Genomic DNA, 16,999 nt, shown 5'->3' on the forward strand with positions numbered 1-16,999 from the left:
TGGCCGCCAGCCGGAGCGCCCGGTATAATGGCTTTACCACTTCTGTAACCTGACGATGACTCTTTTGCAACCAGACAAGATCATTTTGCGTCAGCTGGGGTTGCAGCCCTACGCGCCTGTATCCCAAGCCATGCATAACTTCACCGACAGTCGTACCGAGACTACGCCGGACGAGCTGTGGCTGGTGCAGCATCACCCGGTATTCACCCAGGGCCAGGCCGGCAAAGCCGAACACGTGCTGATGCCCGGCGATATCCCGGTTGTCCAGAGCGATCGCGGCGGCCAGGTGACCTACCACGGGCCGGGCCAGCAGGTGATGTACGTGATGGTCGATCTGAAGCGCAACAAGGTCGGCGTACGCCAATTGGTCACGGCGATAGAAGATACGGTTATCAACACCCTCGCCCACTTCCGCCTCGCATCGCGCGCCCGTCCGGATGCGCCCGGCGTGTACGTGGGGGAGCAGAAAATCTGTTCGTTGGGTTTGCGGATCCGCAAAGGCAGCTCATTCCACGGCCTGGCCCTGAATGTGGCGATGGATCTCAGCCCCTTCCAACGCATCAACCCTTGCGGTTACGCCGGCATGCAGATGACGCAGGTCAGCGCGCTGGCGCCCGGCGTTGGCATTGAAGACATACACCCAATCCTGGTACAGGAATTTGTTCATTTACTCGGCTACCAGACGGTCGAGCTTCGTAACTGGAACCTGCACGATTATGAGTAAACCAATTCAGATGGAACGCGGCGTCAAATACCGCGATGCTGACAAAATGGCGCTGATCCCGGTCAAAACGGTGGTCACCGAACGGCAGGAGCTGTTGCGTAAACCCGAGTGGATGAAGATCAAACTGCCTGCCGACTCAACGCGCATTCAGGGCATCAAAGCCGCCATGCGCAAGAACGGTCTGCACTCCGTCTGTGAGGAAGCTTCGTGCCCTAACCTGTCCGAGTGTTTCAACCACGGTACCGCCACCTTTATGATCCTCGGTGCTATCTGCACCCGTCGTTGCCCGTTCTGCGACGTGGCCCACGGCCGCCCGATCGCGCCAGACGCCAACGAGCCGGAAAAGCTGGCGCAAACCATCGCCGACATGGCGCTGCGTTACGTGGTGATCACCTCGGTTGACCGTGACGACCTGCGCGACGGCGGTGCTCAACACTTTGCCGACTGCATCTCGGCCATCCGCGCCAAGAGCCCGAACATCAAAATTGAAACGCTGGTTCCGGACTTCCGCGGCCGTATGGATCGCGCGCTGGAGATCCTCACCGCCACGCCGCCGGACGTGTTCAACCACAACCTGGAAAACGTGCCGCGCGTCTACCGCCAGGTGCGTCCGGGCGCCAACTACGAGTGGTCGTTGAAGCTGCTGGAGCGCTTTAAAGAAGCGCACCCGGATATCCCGACCAAATCCGGCCTGATGGTTGGCCTGGGCGAAACCAACGCGGAAATCATTGAAGTGATGCGCGATCTGCGTCGCCACGGCGTGACCATGCTGACGCTGGGCCAGTACCTACAGCCGAGCCGTCACCACCTACCGGTGCAGCGCTACGTCAGCCCGGCCGAGTTTGACGAGATGAAAGAAGAAGCGATGGCGATGGGCTTCACCCATGCCGCCTGCGGCCCGTTCGTGCGTTCGTCTTACCACGCCGATCTGCAGGCCAAAGGGATGGAAGTGAAATAACGCGTAATAGTTTGTTACGCTAAAGACGGCGGAAACGCCAAAAAACGGATGTCCGCAAGGCATCCGTTTTTTATTGCGCGCCATCAGACGGAATTAAACGTCTTTCTTTTCGACGCTCTGCTGAGCGGACTGGCTCTCGGCGCCATTGTTGCCGGCGGCCGGCGGCGTGCTGTCATCGCCCACCGCTTTTTTAAAGCCTTTCAGCGCCGCGCCAAGATCGGCGCCGAGCGTGCGCAGTTTGCTGGTGCCGAACAGTAAAATCACCAACACCGCAATCACCAGAAGTTTGGTAATGCTGATACCTTCCATACTCACCTTCTTATCATAGAGCGCTGCGTGAACAGCGAGAAAAACTGACCTTGCCTGCGAATATTTAGCGACTTTCCTTCGGCTCGCACAACCGCAACATGTAACAGAGTGAGATCCGTCGCAGGAATGCCACGCGCCCCCGCGGTGTGAATCCAAGACTATTCTTACTTTATCACCCGCATGCTACGCTGCCGTGATGCCTATCAGGGAGATGCCGGATGTATATTGCTCCACCCATTTTCGATGCCCGAAAATCCGGCCTCAGCTTCGCCAAACGCACCTATCTGCCCCGCGTCGCCGGTCTGGGGCTCGGCTTTATCTGCGTTTGCGCCGCGCTCTACCCCTTGGCTCCGCCCACGGCGGTCTGGCTATTGCTGGCCTTTCACGGCTTTCTCTGGCCGCATCTCGCCTATCGGCTGGCCTGCCGCGCCAAAGAACCGTTCAAAGCCGAGATCCGCAACCTCTTGATCGACTCCGCCTTCGGCGGCTTCTGGGCGGCGATGATGGCGTTCAACGCGCTGCCCGCCATCGTCATCCTGTCGATGATGAGCATGAACAACATCGCTTCGGCCGGCAAAGCGCTGTTTGTGAAAGGATTGGCCATTCAACTGACCACGGCGATGCTCACCGCCGCGCTGCTCGGCTTCCCGTTTCACCCGCACAGCACGGCGCTGCAAATCTATCTGTGCCTGCCGATGATCTACCTGTATCCGACGCTGCTTGGGCTGGTGACCTACCGCACCGCCAAACGACTGGCGGAAAAGAAACAGGAGCTGCAACGCATCAGCACCCGCGATGGGCTGACCGGCTTATATAACCGCCGCCACTGGGAGCACCTGCTGCATCGCCAGTTCGACAGTTGCCGCCGCTACCAGGATAACGCCACGCTGATTCTGATGGATATCGATCGCTTCAAAACCATCAACGACACCTTCGGCCATGCTTTGGGGGATGAGGCCCTGGCGGCGTTGGCGGAAGAGTTGCTGATCGGCATGCGCAACGTGGATATCGTCGGGCGCTACGGCGGCGACGAGTTTGGCGCGGTGCTGCCGAACACTAACGCTGAACAGGCGGGAATCGTTCTGCGCCGCATCCAGCAGCGGCTGGACGCGGTCAGCTTCAAGGAGGCGCCGCAGCTGCGGCTGCAGATCAGCGCCGGTATCGCTGACTACCACCCCGCGCTGGGCGGCTATCTTGACTGGCTGAAAGCGGCCGACGGCGCGCTCTATCGGGCGAAGCAGAATGGCCGCAACCGGCTGGAAACGGCGGCGCCGCCAGGGGAGTAACTTACTGACTTAATAACTTGGCAAAATACTTCGGCGCTTCGACAAAGCCTTCGCGCCGGTAAAAAGCATGCGCCCGCTCGCGGCGGCTGTGGCAATGGACTTCCAGCCGATCGCAGCCGCGACGGTGCGCCAGCGCCTCGCCTGCCGCCAGCAGCCGCCGCCCTACGCCCGCGCCGCGCGCCCGATCGTCGACGCAAAAATAGCTGATGCGGCCAATGTCGCCGGCCAACGCCAGCTGCGGCAGGAAATGCAGCGACAACACGCCCAACACCTGCTCCCCGTCCGCCGCCACCAGCAGCGCCTCATCCGGATGCGCCAACAATTGCTGCATTCGCTGCGTCAGAAACGCCTCGGTGCCGGGATAATCCAGCGCCGTCATTAATTCAGCGATAGCGTGCCGGTCGCTCAGACGCGCCGTTCTGATTTCCATCCGTTTTACCTCGCAGAGTGTCGATACTACAAAATAGGCGGCGTTAGGTGTAACATCCACCGGGTGCGGCGAAAAAGGCCGTGCGGCACGCTGGAGATGACATTCCTCCCTAACCGCCTTCACAGGCTGATGATGTCTACGTAACCTCTCGGAGAGAGGCGCGTAGCGTTACGCCTGTCCCTTTCCGAGCCTCGTGAATTTCTCTGATTGAAAGGTAGTTGCCCCATGTTGAGCTCTTTACTGGCCGTATTTATCGGCGGCGGCGTCGGCAGCGTTTTGCGCTGGGCGGTAAGCATGAAAATGAATCCGCTGAACGCCCACATTCCGCTCGGTACGCTGATGGTCAATCTGATCGGCGGTTTTATCATCGGCCTGGCGATGGCGATTTTCACCCGCATGACGCATCTGGATCCCACCTGGAAATTACTGATCACCACCGGGTTCTGCGGCGGCCTGACCACCTTCTCCACCTTTTCGCTGGAGGTGGTATACCTGATGCAGGATGGCCGCTTCGGCTGGGCGCTGGCCAACATGCTGCTCAACCTGGCCGGCTCGCTGGCGATGACGCTGCTGGCCTTTATGCTGGTGATGTGGCTCAACGGGCGCTAAGCCCTTAATGTTTCCTTAATCTTGCATGCGCATAATCTCATCCAGTACCCCTGACTGGATGAGAAACCGCTATGTTTAGCCTGCCGAAAACCGCCGCCGAAGCGATTGCCGTTGCGCTGTGCGTCCTGATCGTCGCCGCCTTTATCAAATCCTACCTGTTCACATAAGCGCCTTTTCCCCGCAGCACGCGTTCATCTTGCGTCTTTCCGGCCGTTTACACTACAATTGAGAATGAACGTTCACACTCAAAAATGTGAACCCGGCTCACGCGTAGCAAAGGATCGGGCAGATGCTCCCCCCCAACGACAGTAAACAGGCCAAAGTGCAGGCTCGCCGCGATCAGATCGTCGAAGCGGCGAAAACCAGCTTTCGCCGCCACGGCTTCCACGCCGCCAGCATGGCGGAGATCGCCCAGGGCTCGCAGCTCAGCGTCGGGCAAATCTATCGCTATTTCGCCAATAAAGACGCGATTATCGAAGAGATCGTCAACCGCATCATCACCAACAAGATGCAGCGGCTGGAAAACCTTGGCGATCACATCAACCTGATCGCCGGCACGTTGGCCGAGCGCACGCTGTTTCAGCAGCCGGGCGAGAGCGAAACCGATCACATGCTGATGCTGGAAGTGACCGCCGAGGCCACGCGCAACCCGGTGGTGGCCAAAATGCTCAGCGATGCGGAAGCGCGGCTGTTTCGCCACGTGTGCCATAATCTGCAGCGGCTGTATCCCCATTTCAGCGCGGAGGAGATCGCCGCGCGGGTGGAGTTTATCGCCGTCATGAGCGAAGGCACCGGTTACCGTATCCTTACCACGCAAAAAGCCGATGCGTCCCTGCTGCGCGATCTGTATCAGCAGGCCATTTCTCACCTGTTCAGGAAATTTTAATCTCCCATGACCAAACACTTAGCCAGACAACGTCTGGTGTACGCCGTCGTGCTTGGCCTGCTGGCCGCGCTGGGGCCGCTGTGCACCGATCTCTATCTGCCCGCCCTGCCGGAAATGGCGGGCGAGCTGAATACCTCTACCGCCGCCGCACAGCTCAGTCTGACCGCCGGGCTGCTCGGCCTGGGCGTCGGCCAGCTGATTTTTGGCCCTTACAGCGACAAGCTGGGCCGTATGCGCCCGCTGTTGCTGTCGCTGATCCTGCTGCTCGGCGCTTCGCTGTGGTGCGCGCTGGCGCCCACCATCGACCAGCTGCTGATCGCCCGCCTGCTGCAGGGCATCGCCGGCGCCGGCGGCGCGGTGATTTCCCGCGCCATTGCCCGCGATCTGTACGCCGGCCATGAACTGACCCGCTTCTTCGCCCTGCTGATGCTGGTCAACGGCCTGGCGCCGATCGTCGCGCCGGTGCTGGGCGGCGTCATGCTGCAGGTGATGAACTGGCGCGGTATCTTCGGCGTGCTGGCGGCCATCGCCGTACTGCTGTTCAGCCTGTCGGCGTTGAAGCTGCGCGAATCCCTGCCGGTCGAGCGCCGCAGCCAGGGCGGTATCCTGGCGATGCTGATGTCGCTCGGCGGGTTGCTGACCCAGCGCTATTTCATGGGCCTGTGCCTGACACAGGGCTTCGTGATGGCCGGCATGTTCGCCTATATCGGCGCTTCGCCTTTCGTCTTGCAGCAGATCTACGGCCTCAGCCCGCAGATGTTCAGCCTGTGCTTCGCCATTAACGGCGTCGGGCTGATCATTGCGGCGCAACTGGCCAGCCGTCTCAGTTCACGTTGGGGGGAACGCCGGGTATTGAGGGGCGGGTTAACGCTGGCGGCCGTCGCGTCGTTGTTGCTGCTGTTGGCCGCCGCGCTGCATGCGCCGCTGGCCGTGTTGCTGGTGCCGCTGTTCTTCTCGGTGGCGGTGATCGGCATCGTCGGCCCGACCGCCTCTTCACTGGCGATGCAAAGCCAGGGGGACAAAGCGGGCAGCGCCTCGGCCTTGATCGGCGTGTGCATGTTCGCCCTTGGGGCCTGCGCCGTGCCGCTCACCGGGCTGGGCGGCACTTCGGGCCTGTCGATGGCGCTGACCATCGTCGGCTGTTACGCCATCGCCATCCTGCTGTTCAACCTGTTGGCCCGCCGCAGCGACGCATAACGCGCCCAATAAAAAACCCGCTCAATGAGCGGGTTTTAAGAAATTCAGCTACGCAGCTTAGATAGCAGTAACGTTAGCGGCAGATGGGCCTTTGGCACCGTTCGTGATTTCAAACTCTACACGCTGGCCTTCAGCAAGCGTTTTGAAACCATTGCTAACGATGGCAGAAAAGTGAACGAAAACGTCCTTGCTACCATCTTCCGGAGTAATGAAACCGAAGCCTTTGGATTCATTAAACCACTTAACGCTACCTTTAATCTTAGACATCAAACTTACCTTTAACGTGAATGAAAGACACAAAACCTGTGTCGATTACAGTACAGCAAGCAGGCAGGATTTTGTCCACCACCGCGATCACAGAAATCCGATAAAGAGTGAAAAAATCCGTGTTGCCCGGTGTAAATGCATTGCACCGGTTGCGATACGTTACCGTTCCAGGCCAATCCTCTCCCTGCGCCGGCGAACAACGCGCGAACGCCCAAACCCGCCCGCTGACCCCAGCGTTGACGCCCCCATGCAGACGCAATCGCTATGAAATATAACCAGATGGTCTTTTTGCTTCTGCGCCCCCTGCACTAGGGTTAGGGTTTATTTCCCACTGTGAGCCAAGCCTATGACCAGCCAGTTGGCAGAAAAGATCATCGCCTATCGGCGTGAGCTGCACCAAAACCCGGAGCTTTCCAATCACGAATTCGCCACCACCGCCCGGCTGACCCGCTGGCTGCAAGAGGCGGGCATTCGTATTCTGCCGTTGGCGCTGAAAACCGGCGTCGTGGCGGAGATCGGCAGCGGCAAAGGGCCGATCATCGCCCTGCGCGGCGACATTGACGCCCTGCCGATCGACGAAATCGCCGACGTGCCCTTCAGCTCGCAAAACAGCGGCGTGATGCACGCCTGCGGCCACGACTTTCACACCTCGGTGATGCTCGGCGCCGCGTACCTGCTCAAAGCGCGTGAGGCCGAGCTGCCCGGCACGGTGCGCATCTTCTTCCAACCGGCGGAAGAGACCTTCAACGGCGCCCGGCACCTGATCGACGCCGGCGCGCTGGATAACGTCGCGGCGGTATTTGGCCTGCATAACGCGCCGGAGCTGCCCACCGGCACCTTCGCCACCCGCGCCGGGCCGTTCTATGCCAACGTCGATCGCTTCCAGATCAGCATCACCGGCAAAGGCGCCCACGCCGCCAAACCGGAACAGGGCGTCGATACCATCGTCACCGCCAGCCAGATCGTCGGCGCGCTGCAGACGCTGCCCAGCCGCAGCTTCAGCTCGCTGGAATCGCTGGTGGTGAGCGTGACGCGCATCGAAGGCGGCAATACCTGGAACGTGCTGCCGCAAACCGTCGAGCTTGAAGGCACGGTGCGCACCCACAGCGACGCGGTGCGCCGCCAGGTGCCGGACAAAATTCGCCAGGTGATCGACGGCGTTGCCGCCGCGCTGGGCGCGCAGGCAGAACTCCACTGGCAGCCGGGGCCGCCGGCGGTGATCAACGACGCCCATTGGGCGGCGTTCAGCAAAACCGTCGCCGCCGAGGCCGGCTACCGGGTCGAAGAGGCGGAGCTGCAAATGGGGGGTGAAGATTTCGCGCTGTATCTGCATCATGTGCCGGGCGTATTCGTCAGCATCGGCTCCGCCAGCGAATTCGGCCTGCATCATCCGCGTTTCAACCCCGATGAACGCGCCCTGTTCCCCGCCGCACAATATTTCACACTGCTGGCGGAACGCACGCTGCAACAGCTCACTACCGCGCCAGAAAAAGCCCTCAGCAACGCCTGAATAACGTGAAAGAGTATTTCCCCGACGCCGCAGATGCCGCGCCGGGGATTATTATTTTCGCTCGCCGTGATATTTGCAGTTTTCAACATTTGAATATGCTGTTTTGTTGTTTTACATCCCGTTGCCGCTCATCAATAGTGGACACATCAGACACCGCGCGCCTTTGCGGCGCATGACAGGATAATCACGATGAGCGACAACGCGAATAATCAACGGCAATTACGGCTGGGCGCCATTCTGCACGGCGCATCGGGAAATATGTCCGCCTGGCGCCACCCGGATGCCACCGCCGACGCCAGCATCAACCTCGAATTTAATATCACCTCGGCGAAAAAAGCCGAACAGGGGAAATTCGATTTCGTGTTTGTCGCCGATGGGTTATATATCAACGAAAAGTCCATTCCCCATTTTCTTAATCGTTTCGAACCGCTCACCCTGCTGGCCGCGCTGTCCGCCGCCACCGATAAAATCGGCCTGGTGGGCACCCTTTCCACCTCTTACAGCGATCCGTTCACCGTCGCCCGTCAGTTCGCCAGCCTCGACCACCTGAGCAACGGCCGAGCCGGCTGGAACGTGGTGACGTCGCCGCTGGAAGGCTCGGCCAAAAACTTCTCGCGCAAAGAACACCCAGAACACAGCCTGCGTTACCGCATTGCCGGTGAGTTTCTCGACGTCGCCAAAGGGCTGTGGGACTCCTGGGAAGACGATGCCTTCGTGCGCAATAAAGCCAGCGGCGAATTTTTCAGGGCCGGGAAGCTGCACACCCTCAATCACCAGGGGGAGTTCTTCTCGGTGCAGGGGCCGTTGAACATCGGTCGCACGCCGCAGGGCCGCCCGATCCTGTTCCAGGCCGGCGCCTCTGAAGACGGCAAACGGCTGGCGGCCCAACACGCCGATGCGATCTTCACCCATCACGACACGCTGGAGCAGGCGCAGGATTTTTATCAGGACGTGAAGCGGCAACTGGTGGAACAGGGGCGCGAGCCGGACGACCTGCGCATCTTCCAGGGCGTCAGCGTGATCGTCGGCGACGACGACGCGGACGTCGAGCGCCAATACCAGGAGACCGCCCGCCTGGTCAGCATCGAGAACGCCCTCAACTATCTTGGCCGCTACTTCGAACATTACGACTTTTCCCGCCACCCATTGGACGCCCCCTTCCCGGACATCGGCGATCTGGGGCAAAACAGCTTCCGCAGCACCACCGACGCCATCAAGCGCAATGCCCGCGAGCGGAACCTCACGCTGCGCCAGGTGGCGCTGGAAGCCGCTTCGCCGCGCCCGGCGTTCAGCGGCACGCCGGAAGCGGTGGCGGACGGCCTGCAACGCTGGTTCGACGGCGAAGCCGCCGACGGCTTCATCATCAGCGGCGGCACGCCCAACGCCTTCGGCCACTTCGTCGATCGGGTGGTGCCCATCCTGCAACAACGTGGCCTGTTCCGCCGGGCGTACCATGGCGACACGCTGCGCGAGCACCTGGGCCTGACGCGCCCGTTGAACAGATTCACCCAATAATAAGAACGCTGTCAGGGATACCCGCTATGCAAAAAACCGTTACCGCCGCCCTCGTGGCGGCCTTGCTGAGCCTGACCGGCGCCGCGCAAGCGGGCACCGGCATCGATTTACAGGCCAATGAAACCCCGATCCACGCGCCGAAAAACCCGCAGGCGATCGCCAAATTGCCGGCCGATTTCCACTTCGTGAAGCCGGGCCAATTCACCGTTGCAATCGCCGCGCTCAACACGCCGCCGCTGGCGCTGTTCGCCGCCGACAACCGGCGGCTTATCGGCAGTGAAGTGGATATCGCGCAACTGGTGGCCGACAGCCTGGGCCTGGAGCTGAACGTAGTGCAAACCTCGTGGGAAGACTGGCCGCTGGGGGTAGTTTCCGGCAAGTATGACGCGGCCATCACCAACGTCACCGTGACCAAAGAACGCAAAACCCGCTTCGACTTCGCCACCTACCGCATCGACTCGCTCGGCTTTTACGTCAAAACCGGCGGCAAGATCGCAACGATCAAACAGCCTGCCGATATCGCCGGATTAAAGATCATCGTCGGCTCCGGCACCAATCAGGAAGCAATTTTGCTGGCGTGGGACAAACAGAATCGGCAACAGGGGCTCAAACCCTTCCAGCCGATCTACGTGACCGACGATGCGGCCGCCACGCTGGCGATCCAGTCCGGCCGGGCCGATGCCTACTTCGGGCCGAACGTGCTGGGCGCCTATAAGGCGGCGTTGAACGGCCGCACCCGGCTGGCGGGCACGGTGGAAGGCGGCTGGCCCAAGGCGGCGCACATCGCCGTCACCACCCGTAAAGGCAATGGCCTGGTGCAGGCGGTGAATGAAGCGCTGAACGGCGCGATCCGCGGCGGACAGTACGATCAGGTGCTCAACCGCTGGGGCGAGAGCGTCGAACGCCTTGCGCAGTCGGAAATCAACCCGCCCGGCCTGGGCGATTAGGAGCGTGCGATGACGCAAGACACTTTCATTCAGACGCTGCCGACCGATCCGCTGATCGCCCCGGTGATCGAGGGGCTGTTCGGCGAATATCGTCAGCGCTACGGCGACTATTTTGGTGACCAGGAACCGGAACCGCTGGACCTGTACGCGCCGCCGCAGGGCGCCTTCATCGTGCTGCTGCGCGCCGGTGCGCCGATCGCCATGGGCGCCTTCAAACGCTATGACGGGCAAACCGCCGAGCTGAAGCGCATCTGGACCCGGGGCGATCTGCGCCGCCAGGGCCTGGCGCAGCGGGTGTTGCAGCAGTTGGAAACGCTGGCGCTGGCGCAGGGGTATCGCCGGCTCTACCTGACCACCGGCTTTCGCCAGCCCGAAGCGGTGGGCCTGTACCTGAGCAACGGTTACCAGCCGCAGTTCGATCCCACCGTTGACAGCGAGGTTTACAGCCGCCCGCCCTACGATGGCCGCCTGCCGTTCCGCAAAAGCCTGATTGCAGAGGACGCGTGTTGTTGCGCGTCAGAAAGGAAAATCGCCTAAACCCCCTTTATCTGTAGTCAGGAGACATGACATGTCCAAACAAGAAGTCTTGAAAGTGGTGCCCGCCCGCTATCCGCTGCGGCTGATCGGCGCCCTGTTCTCGCTGTTTATTCTGGCCGCCATCGTGCAATCGGTGGCGGGCAACGCGCGCTGGGAATGGGGCGTGTTCGCCGAGTGGTTCTTCGCCCCGGCGGTGCTGGCGGGGCTGGGACAGACCCTGCTGCTGACGCTGCTCGGCACGTTGTTCAGCATCCTGTTCGGCACCCTGCTGGCGCTGGCGCGGCTGTCGCGCTCTTACCTGTTGGCGTCGCTGGCCTGGGGGTATATCTGGCTGTTTCGCTCGCTGCCGCTGATCCTGGTGCTGATCATCCTGTATAACTTTTCCTATCTGTACGACGCCATCTCGCTGGGCATTCCCTTTACCTCGGTGGTGTTCGCCAGTTACCCGACCATCGACATCCTCGGCCAGTTCGCCGTGGCGGTGCTGGGCCTGACGCTGGTGCAGTCCGCCTACACCGCCGAGATCATCCGCGGCGGTATTCTGGGCGTGGATTACGGCCAGCACGAGGCGGCGGCGGCTCTGGGCCTGCCGGGCTATCGCCGCACCTTCCGCATTATTCTGCCGCAGGCGCTGCGCTCCATTATTCCGACCGGCTTCAACGAGATCATCAGCCTGGCGAAAGGCACCTCGATCGTTTACGTGCTGGCGCTGCCGGAGCTGTTTTACACCATCCAGGTGATCTATAACCGCACTCAGCAGGTGATACCGCTGCTGATGGTCGCCACCGTCTGGTATCTGTTCATCACCACCGCGCTGTCGGTGATCCAATACTACATCGAGCGCTATTTTGCTCGGGGCGCGGTGCGCGAACTGCCGCCGACGCCCTGGCAGAAACTGGCCGGCTGGCTAAAACGTTAGGAGACCCGCATGTCTGAAGCCATTGATTATTACGCCTTGCCCGAACAGCCGGCGCGCAATCTCACCCCGGTGCCGGCGCGCGGCCTGATCGAAATCAGCAACGTCAGCAAGTTTTTCGGCAAACACAAGGCGCTGGACGACGTCAGCCTGACGCTGCAGCCGGGCACCGTAACCGTGATCCTCGGGCCTTCCGGCTCCGGCAAATCGACGCTGCTGCGGGCGATCAACCATCTGGAGCGCGTGGACGAAGGCTTTATCCGCATCGACGGCGACTACGTCGGTTACCGCCGCAAGGGCAACCGGCTGTACGAGCTGAAGGAAAAGGCCATTCTCCGGCAGCGCATCAACGTCGGCTACGTGTTCCAAAACTTCAACCTGTTCCCGCACCTGACGGTGCTGGAAAACATCATCGAAGCGCCGGTGGTGCACAAAATTCACTCCCGCGAACGGGCGAAGGCGGTGGCCTATGAACTTCTGGATACCGTCGGGCTGCGCCACAAGGCGGATGCCTACCCGCGCCACCTCTCCGGTGGCCAGCAGCAGCGCATCGCCATCGCGCGCGCGCTGGCGCTGAACCCGAAGGTGATCCTGTTCGATGAGCCGACCTCCGCGCTCGATCCCGAGCTGGTCGGCGAAGTGCTGGACGTGATTAAGGGATTGGCGGATCTGGGCGTCACGCTGGTGGTAGTCACGCATGAAATCGGCTTTGCGCGCGAAGCGGCGGATCGGGTGGTGTTTATGGTCGACGGGCAGATCGTCGAACAGGGCGACGCCAGGCAGGTGCTGGCTCAGCCGCAGCACCCGCGCACCGTTAACTTCCTCAACAAAGTGCTGTGATCGTCGGGGCGCCGCGGCGCCCCGCACCTGATCCGCTTACAGGCCGGCGAAACGCCGCTTCTCGGCGGCGAAATCCAGCGGGCGAATTCCCTGCCGGTTTTTATCCTCTTCGGTCAGCAGCGCCGGCGGAATAAACCAGGTCACCTCAAACAGCAGTCCGTCCGGATCGTGGCCATAAATGCTTTTGTGTACGCCGTGATCCTCTTCCAGCCCGAGAATGCCGCGTTCGGCCAGCTGGTGACGAATGCGCTCCAGCTCTTCCAGACTGTCCACTTCCCAGGCCAGATGGTACAGCCCGGCCGGTGGCTCATGCTCTGCCGGCGGCTCGTTGTTGGCGCGAAACACCCCGGCGCGCTGCTGGCCCAGATTCTTGCTGAACAGCGCCAAATCGTGATCGTTGTCCGAATCGGCGGCCTGGGTAAATACCGCCCGGTCGGGGCTGTCGGACGGCTTCAGCTTGAAGCCCAAGACCTGATGATAAAAGTCGGCGCTCTGCCGCACGTCGCTGACATACAGCACGGCGTGATTGAGACGTTTGATGCCCATCGATATTCCTTTTTCGCATTGAATGAAGTCAGCATGAACATAGCATGTGGGGAGAAAGCCGCTAAATGCCGTTATCGCATGACTAAATGCCGCCCGCGCAATCTGTCGCTGCAAGGCATTCCGCGCTATCATAAGCGCTGTATTGATCCCTTTTGTGAGAATAGCGATGAACGGCAAGATAACGACTTTTTTTGAAGACAAAGGCTTCGGCTTTATTACCGACGAGAACGGAGAAAATCGTTATTTTCACGTGATTAAAGTGCAGAATCCGGAGCTGATTAAGAAAAACGCGGCGGTGACCTTCGAACCGACCAATAACACCAAAGGTCCGTCGGCTTATGCGGTCAAAGTGTTGGCGCCCAGCAAATACATCATCATCGCCAATGAAAGAATCAAGATCACCAGCATCAAGTCTTTCAATACCTTCACCAAGGAAGTGCCGGTCAAAGCCGATGTGGATAAAGAGAACACCGTGCTGTCGGTCGGCCTGCTGATGAATCGCATTCGCCCGCAGTCAGAAGAGCAGGCACAGGCCATGCAAACGCTGCGCATGCTGACCATCACCACTTTCCAGAACACCACCCATACCTTCTCCGAGCACGAGATCGACATGGATGAAACCATCAAGGCGCTGAAAAGCCTGTAAGCAACGGTTGCCCGGCGTCGAGCCCTAACGGAACAGGATATGCTCGACGCTGTTGCCGTTCACCACGTTGAACGACTCCACCCGATTACGCCCCTGCGATTTGGCGCGATACAGCGCGATATCCGCCATGTTCATCAGTTGCTCCAGCGATTTCACTTCGTTCATCGCCAGGCTGGCGACGCCGACGCTGATGGTGATTTTCAACGTCTGCTTGCCTTCCACCTGCAGCGCCGTCTGCTCCACCAGCCGGCGCAAATGTTCCCCCAACGCCACGCCCTGCGCCGCCAACGCGCGCGGCAGCATGATGGCGAACTCTTCCCCGCCCAGGCGGCCGAACAGCTGATCGTGCCGCAGCTCGCGCCGCACGATGTGCGCAAACGACGCCAAAACCTGATCGCCGGCGCTGTGGCCGTGCGTATCGTTGATCTGCTTGAAATGATCAATGTCGATCAGCAACAGCGACACCGCCTCTTTGGAGCGATGTTTATGCTCCAGCAGCTCGCCCGCTTTACGCGTCATCGCGCTGCGCGCCAGCACGCCGGTCAAAAAATCGTGGTTGGCGCTGTGCTCCAGACGCCGCATCAGCTTGCGGTTGGCGGCGATAGAGCTGGCGAGGATCAGCGGCCCCATCACCAGCATGGCGATGCCCAGTCGGGCGGACATCAGCGTATCGAGGAAGGCGTTGTGGTTGTTCGGCGTTTCATACAGCATCAGGTTGGCGGAAATGCTGCTGATCTCGGTCATGCCGGTCAATAGCGTCAGCAACGTCACGGGGAACAGCTGGTAGCGCACCGCGCACCACAGCAGCGCCGGGATCGGGAAGGCGATAGCACCCGGCCCGCCGATATAGACGCTGAACACCAGCGACAGCAGCAGCGCCAGCAGCGGCAGGCAACCTTGCAAACGCCAACGCACCTGCATGCGCAACAGTTGCTTCAGCCGCGGCGCCGCCATCAGCACCGGCAACAGCAGCAAGGTCGTCGAGAACTGCTCACTGAACCAGGCCAGCCAGGCGATCACCACCGTGTTGTTATAGAGGCTGTCATTACGCAGCACCGACAGCGTCGACGCCACCGCCGCGCCGGCCAAACTGGCGCTGAACATATAGAGTATCGCCTGGGGCTTGCCCATGCGCCGTTGAGATTGGGGCAGCATCAGCATGATGCCGTAACCGACGGCGATCAGCGACATGTTGCAGGCGTTCAGCCACAGCGCCAAGGACCAGCCTTCGCCGGTAATGAGATCGGCGACTATCATGCCCAGATAGGTGGTAAGCCAGCCGAGCGGCGTGGCGTAAATGGGTTTGCGCAGCAGCAGACCGAGCAGAATCGCATTCACCGGCCAAAATAAGGAAAGCGAGCCAATTGGCCGGCTAAGAATACCCACCAGGGAAAGTAAAAAGGCCAGCATGAAAAGATTGATCAGCTGAACCGTTAGCGGCAGGCCATGCCTGGCGTTTATTCTGGCGTTCATCGCCTCGCCCATATTTTGCTAATAACCAGAATAATAATGTGCATACTCGCTCGCCCGGCCAGTGAGGGATAGTCAATCCGAATTTCAACCAAAAAAGCCAGACAAATCAATAATAAAAAACATTAACATTTAATTAACAGACTTTTCTTAGCCTGAGGCGGCCGCGGCGGGCCCCCCCGCATAGCGTCAGCAAATAATACCTACTCTGCTGTCAGCATAGCGCATGGCGTAATAGGCCGCCGACAGCGTTAATTACATTAATAAGTTTATGGTTATTGGTCATTAAATGATGTTTGAATCACTGCGCGATTATTTTCCTGCAACTGGGCCGCCTGTGCAATAACAACCCAAAAAAAGCCCGCATGAAGCGGGCTTGCTTGAACAACAGCAAATCGACAGTTACGACACGGCCATGCATTGCATGACCATGCTGACGCGCAGTATAGCGGCGAAAGCTTAAGCAGACCTTAGCAACAAAAAACCCGGCCTAGGAACCGGGAATATTTGTACGAAATGCAGTGTTAGCCCAAGCAGGCTAATAACATTTCGCAGATTACACGCCAATTGTGCAGAGAAAATGAACGCGGCATCCGTTCAACCGCACCGCCGTCCCATCTACGCGATAGGTATTACGCCAGTTTGGCGGCAAAGCCCGCCACGCGCTGACCATAGAGCTTGGCGGTCGCCAGATCGCCCGACAGCATCTCATCCACGCCGGCATCCGCCGGGGTCTGCACCAGCAGCCCCACCGAACCGCCCAGGTTATTGACGTCGGTGCGCTGCGCCGATTTGGTGTTGGCCGGCAGCAGCCCCAGGCTGACCCACAGGCCGCCATGTTGCGAAGCCAGCGTCTGCAGTGCGATCAGCGTCACCTGCTTGTCGCCGTTCAGGCTGGCGCTGTTGGTAAAGCCGCCGAACACTTTGTCTTGCCACTTGCGGCCGAACCAGGCTTTGGAGCTGGCGTCGGCGAATTTCTTGAACTGCCAGGATGGGCCGCCCATATAGGTCGGCGAGCCAAAGATGATGGCGTCCGCCTCATCCAGCGTCTGCCAGGCTTCGTCGCTGATATCGCCGTTCTGATCGATGGCGATCAATTCCGCCCCGGCGCCTTCCGCCACCACTTTCGCCAAACGCTCGGTATGGCCGTAGCCGGAATGAAACACCACTACTGTCTTCGCCATAGAAATTCTCCACTCATTGCACAAAGGCGCCGACGGCGCCCCTCTCGCGTTCAATCTAATCAAGCGCGCAGCGACTGAATACCGAATAAAACTGACGGTGTTATTCAAAAAAATCGCGTTACCCCGCCAGGCATGCGCAGATAAAAAAAATCCCGCACAAGGCGGGATAAACTTAACAGGGATGGGGTAATACACTACAGGGAATGGATAACACACAACATC

At 60.0% G+C, this 16,999-nt stretch carries 19 protein-coding genes and 1 riboswitch; of the genes, 13 read left to right on the forward strand and 6 right to left on the reverse strand.

The annotated features are described in order from the left end of the window. Positions 1-55 precede the first annotated feature (55 nt). Complete coding sequence (gene lipB / locus ACJ8KE_RS12260) at positions 56-724, forward strand: lipoyl(octanoyl) transferase LipB (protein ID WP_015376934.1); 669 nt, start codon at positions 56-58, stop codon at positions 722-724. Continuing rightward, a complete protein-coding gene (gene lipA / locus ACJ8KE_RS12265) occupies positions 717-1,682 on the forward strand; it encodes a lipoyl synthase (protein WP_004940018.1) in 966 nt (321 codons plus the stop codon). The genes lipB and lipA overlap by 8 nt, the downstream gene beginning before the upstream one ends. Before the next feature lie 93 nt (positions 1,683-1,775). On the opposite strand, the gene tatA is transcribed toward lipA, so the two are convergent. Next, entirely contained in the window at positions 1,776-1,991 is a 216-nt protein-coding gene (gene tatA / locus ACJ8KE_RS12270) for a Sec-independent protein translocase subunit TatA (protein WP_016928779.1), read from the reverse strand. A 218-nt stretch (positions 1,992-2,209) separates the two neighbouring features. On the opposite strand from tatA, the gene ACJ8KE_RS12275 reads away from it, so the two are divergent. Continuing rightward, entirely contained in the window at positions 2,210-3,277 is a 1,068-nt protein-coding gene (locus ACJ8KE_RS12275; RefSeq protein ID WP_079450890.1) for a diguanylate cyclase, read from the forward strand. 1 nt (position 3,278) lies between these two features. On the opposite strand, the gene ACJ8KE_RS12280 is transcribed toward ACJ8KE_RS12275, so the two are convergent. Then, entirely contained in the window at positions 3,279-3,707 is a 429-nt protein-coding gene (locus ACJ8KE_RS12280; RefSeq protein ID WP_079449585.1) for a GNAT family N-acetyltransferase, read from the reverse strand. Positions 3,708-3,790: 83 nt separating this feature from the next. Further along, positions 3,791-3,853: riboswitch (Fluoride riboswitch) on the forward strand. 79 nt (positions 3,854-3,932) lie between these two features. Between ACJ8KE_RS12280 and crcB the strand changes: the two genes are divergently transcribed. The 3 genes from crcB (at position 3,933) to ACJ8KE_RS12295 (ending at position 6,399) form a co-directional block, all read left to right on the forward strand. Further along, positions 3,933-4,316 (forward strand): fluoride efflux transporter CrcB, encoded by a 384-nt coding sequence (gene crcB, locus ACJ8KE_RS12285; RefSeq protein WP_016928782.1) that lies wholly within the window; start codon positions 3,933-3,935, stop codon positions 4,314-4,316. A gap of 289 nt (positions 4,317-4,605) precedes the next feature. Continuing rightward, entirely contained in the window at positions 4,606-5,202 is a 597-nt protein-coding gene (locus tag ACJ8KE_RS12290) for a TetR/AcrR family transcriptional regulator (RefSeq protein WP_306376649.1), read from the forward strand. Between the two features lie 6 nt (positions 5,203-5,208). Then, positions 5,209-6,399 (forward strand): multidrug effflux MFS transporter, encoded by a 1,191-nt coding sequence (locus ACJ8KE_RS12295; protein WP_016928785.1) that lies wholly within the window; start codon positions 5,209-5,211, stop codon positions 6,397-6,399. Positions 6,400-6,456: 57 nt separating this feature from the next. On the opposite strand, the gene cspE is transcribed toward ACJ8KE_RS12295, so the two are convergent. Continuing rightward, positions 6,457-6,666 carry a transcription antiterminator/RNA stability regulator CspE gene (cspE, locus tag ACJ8KE_RS12300; RefSeq protein WP_004940030.1) on the reverse strand — a complete coding sequence of 70 codons (210 nt, stop codon included), beginning with the start codon at positions 6,664-6,666 and terminating at the stop codon, positions 6,457-6,459. 346 nt (positions 6,667-7,012) lie between these two features. On the opposite strand from cspE, the gene ACJ8KE_RS12305 reads away from it, so the two are divergent. From ACJ8KE_RS12305 to ACJ8KE_RS12330, 6 genes are all read left to right on the forward strand, one after another. Then, entirely contained in the window at positions 7,013-8,176 is a 1,164-nt protein-coding gene (locus tag ACJ8KE_RS12305) for a M20 peptidase aminoacylase family protein (protein ID WP_016928786.1), read from the forward strand. A gap of 189 nt (positions 8,177-8,365) precedes the next feature. Further along, complete coding sequence (locus ACJ8KE_RS12310; RefSeq protein ID WP_416170446.1) at positions 8,366-9,691, forward strand: LLM class flavin-dependent oxidoreductase; 1,326 nt, start codon at positions 8,366-8,368, stop codon at positions 9,689-9,691. Between the two features lie 26 nt (positions 9,692-9,717). Then, positions 9,718-10,638, forward strand: a complete 921-nt coding sequence (locus ACJ8KE_RS12315; RefSeq protein WP_004940036.1) for an ABC transporter substrate-binding protein — start codon at positions 9,718-9,720, stop codon at positions 10,636-10,638. Between the two features lie 9 nt (positions 10,639-10,647). Continuing rightward, on the forward strand, positions 10,648-11,175 hold the full coding sequence (locus tag ACJ8KE_RS12320; protein WP_016928789.1) for a GNAT family N-acetyltransferase: 528 nt from the start codon (positions 10,648-10,650) through the stop codon (positions 11,173-11,175). A gap of 31 nt (positions 11,176-11,206) precedes the next feature. After that, complete coding sequence (locus ACJ8KE_RS12325) at positions 11,207-12,094, forward strand: amino acid ABC transporter permease (RefSeq protein ID WP_004940038.1); 888 nt, start codon at positions 11,207-11,209, stop codon at positions 12,092-12,094. Between the two features lie 9 nt (positions 12,095-12,103). Continuing rightward, the gene (locus ACJ8KE_RS12330; RefSeq protein WP_015376924.1) at positions 12,104-12,931 is read left to right on the forward strand and encodes an amino acid ABC transporter ATP-binding protein; all 828 of its coding nucleotides are present in this window, start codon (positions 12,104-12,106) and stop codon (positions 12,929-12,931) included. 36 nt (positions 12,932-12,967) lie between these two features. On the opposite strand, the gene ACJ8KE_RS12335 is transcribed toward ACJ8KE_RS12330, so the two are convergent. Beyond that, on the reverse strand, positions 12,968-13,477 hold the full coding sequence (locus tag ACJ8KE_RS12335) for a VOC family protein (protein WP_016928790.1): 510 nt from the start codon (positions 13,475-13,477) through the stop codon (positions 12,968-12,970). 166 nt (positions 13,478-13,643) lie between these two features. On the opposite strand from ACJ8KE_RS12335, the gene ACJ8KE_RS12340 reads away from it, so the two are divergent. Continuing rightward, positions 13,644-14,123, forward strand: a complete 480-nt coding sequence (locus ACJ8KE_RS12340) for a cold-shock protein (protein WP_016928791.1) — start codon at positions 13,644-13,646, stop codon at positions 14,121-14,123. Positions 14,124-14,147: 24 nt separating this feature from the next. Here the strand turns inward: ACJ8KE_RS12340 and ACJ8KE_RS12345 are convergent, their stop codons facing one another. Continuing rightward, on the reverse strand, positions 14,148-15,596 hold the full coding sequence (locus ACJ8KE_RS12345; protein ID WP_033634293.1) for a sensor domain-containing diguanylate cyclase: 1,449 nt from the start codon (positions 15,594-15,596) through the stop codon (positions 14,148-14,150). Positions 15,597-16,225: 629 nt separating this feature from the next. Further along, positions 16,226-16,777 carry a flavodoxin family protein gene (locus tag ACJ8KE_RS12350; protein ID WP_004940045.1) on the reverse strand — a complete coding sequence of 184 codons (552 nt, stop codon included), beginning with the start codon at positions 16,775-16,777 and terminating at the stop codon, positions 16,226-16,228. Positions 16,778-16,999 lie beyond the last annotated feature (222 nt).

Source organism: Serratia sp. CY56464 (assembly GCF_052168435.1).
Classification (GTDB): Bacteria; Pseudomonadota; Gammaproteobacteria; order Enterobacterales; family Enterobacteriaceae; genus Serratia; species Serratia marcescens.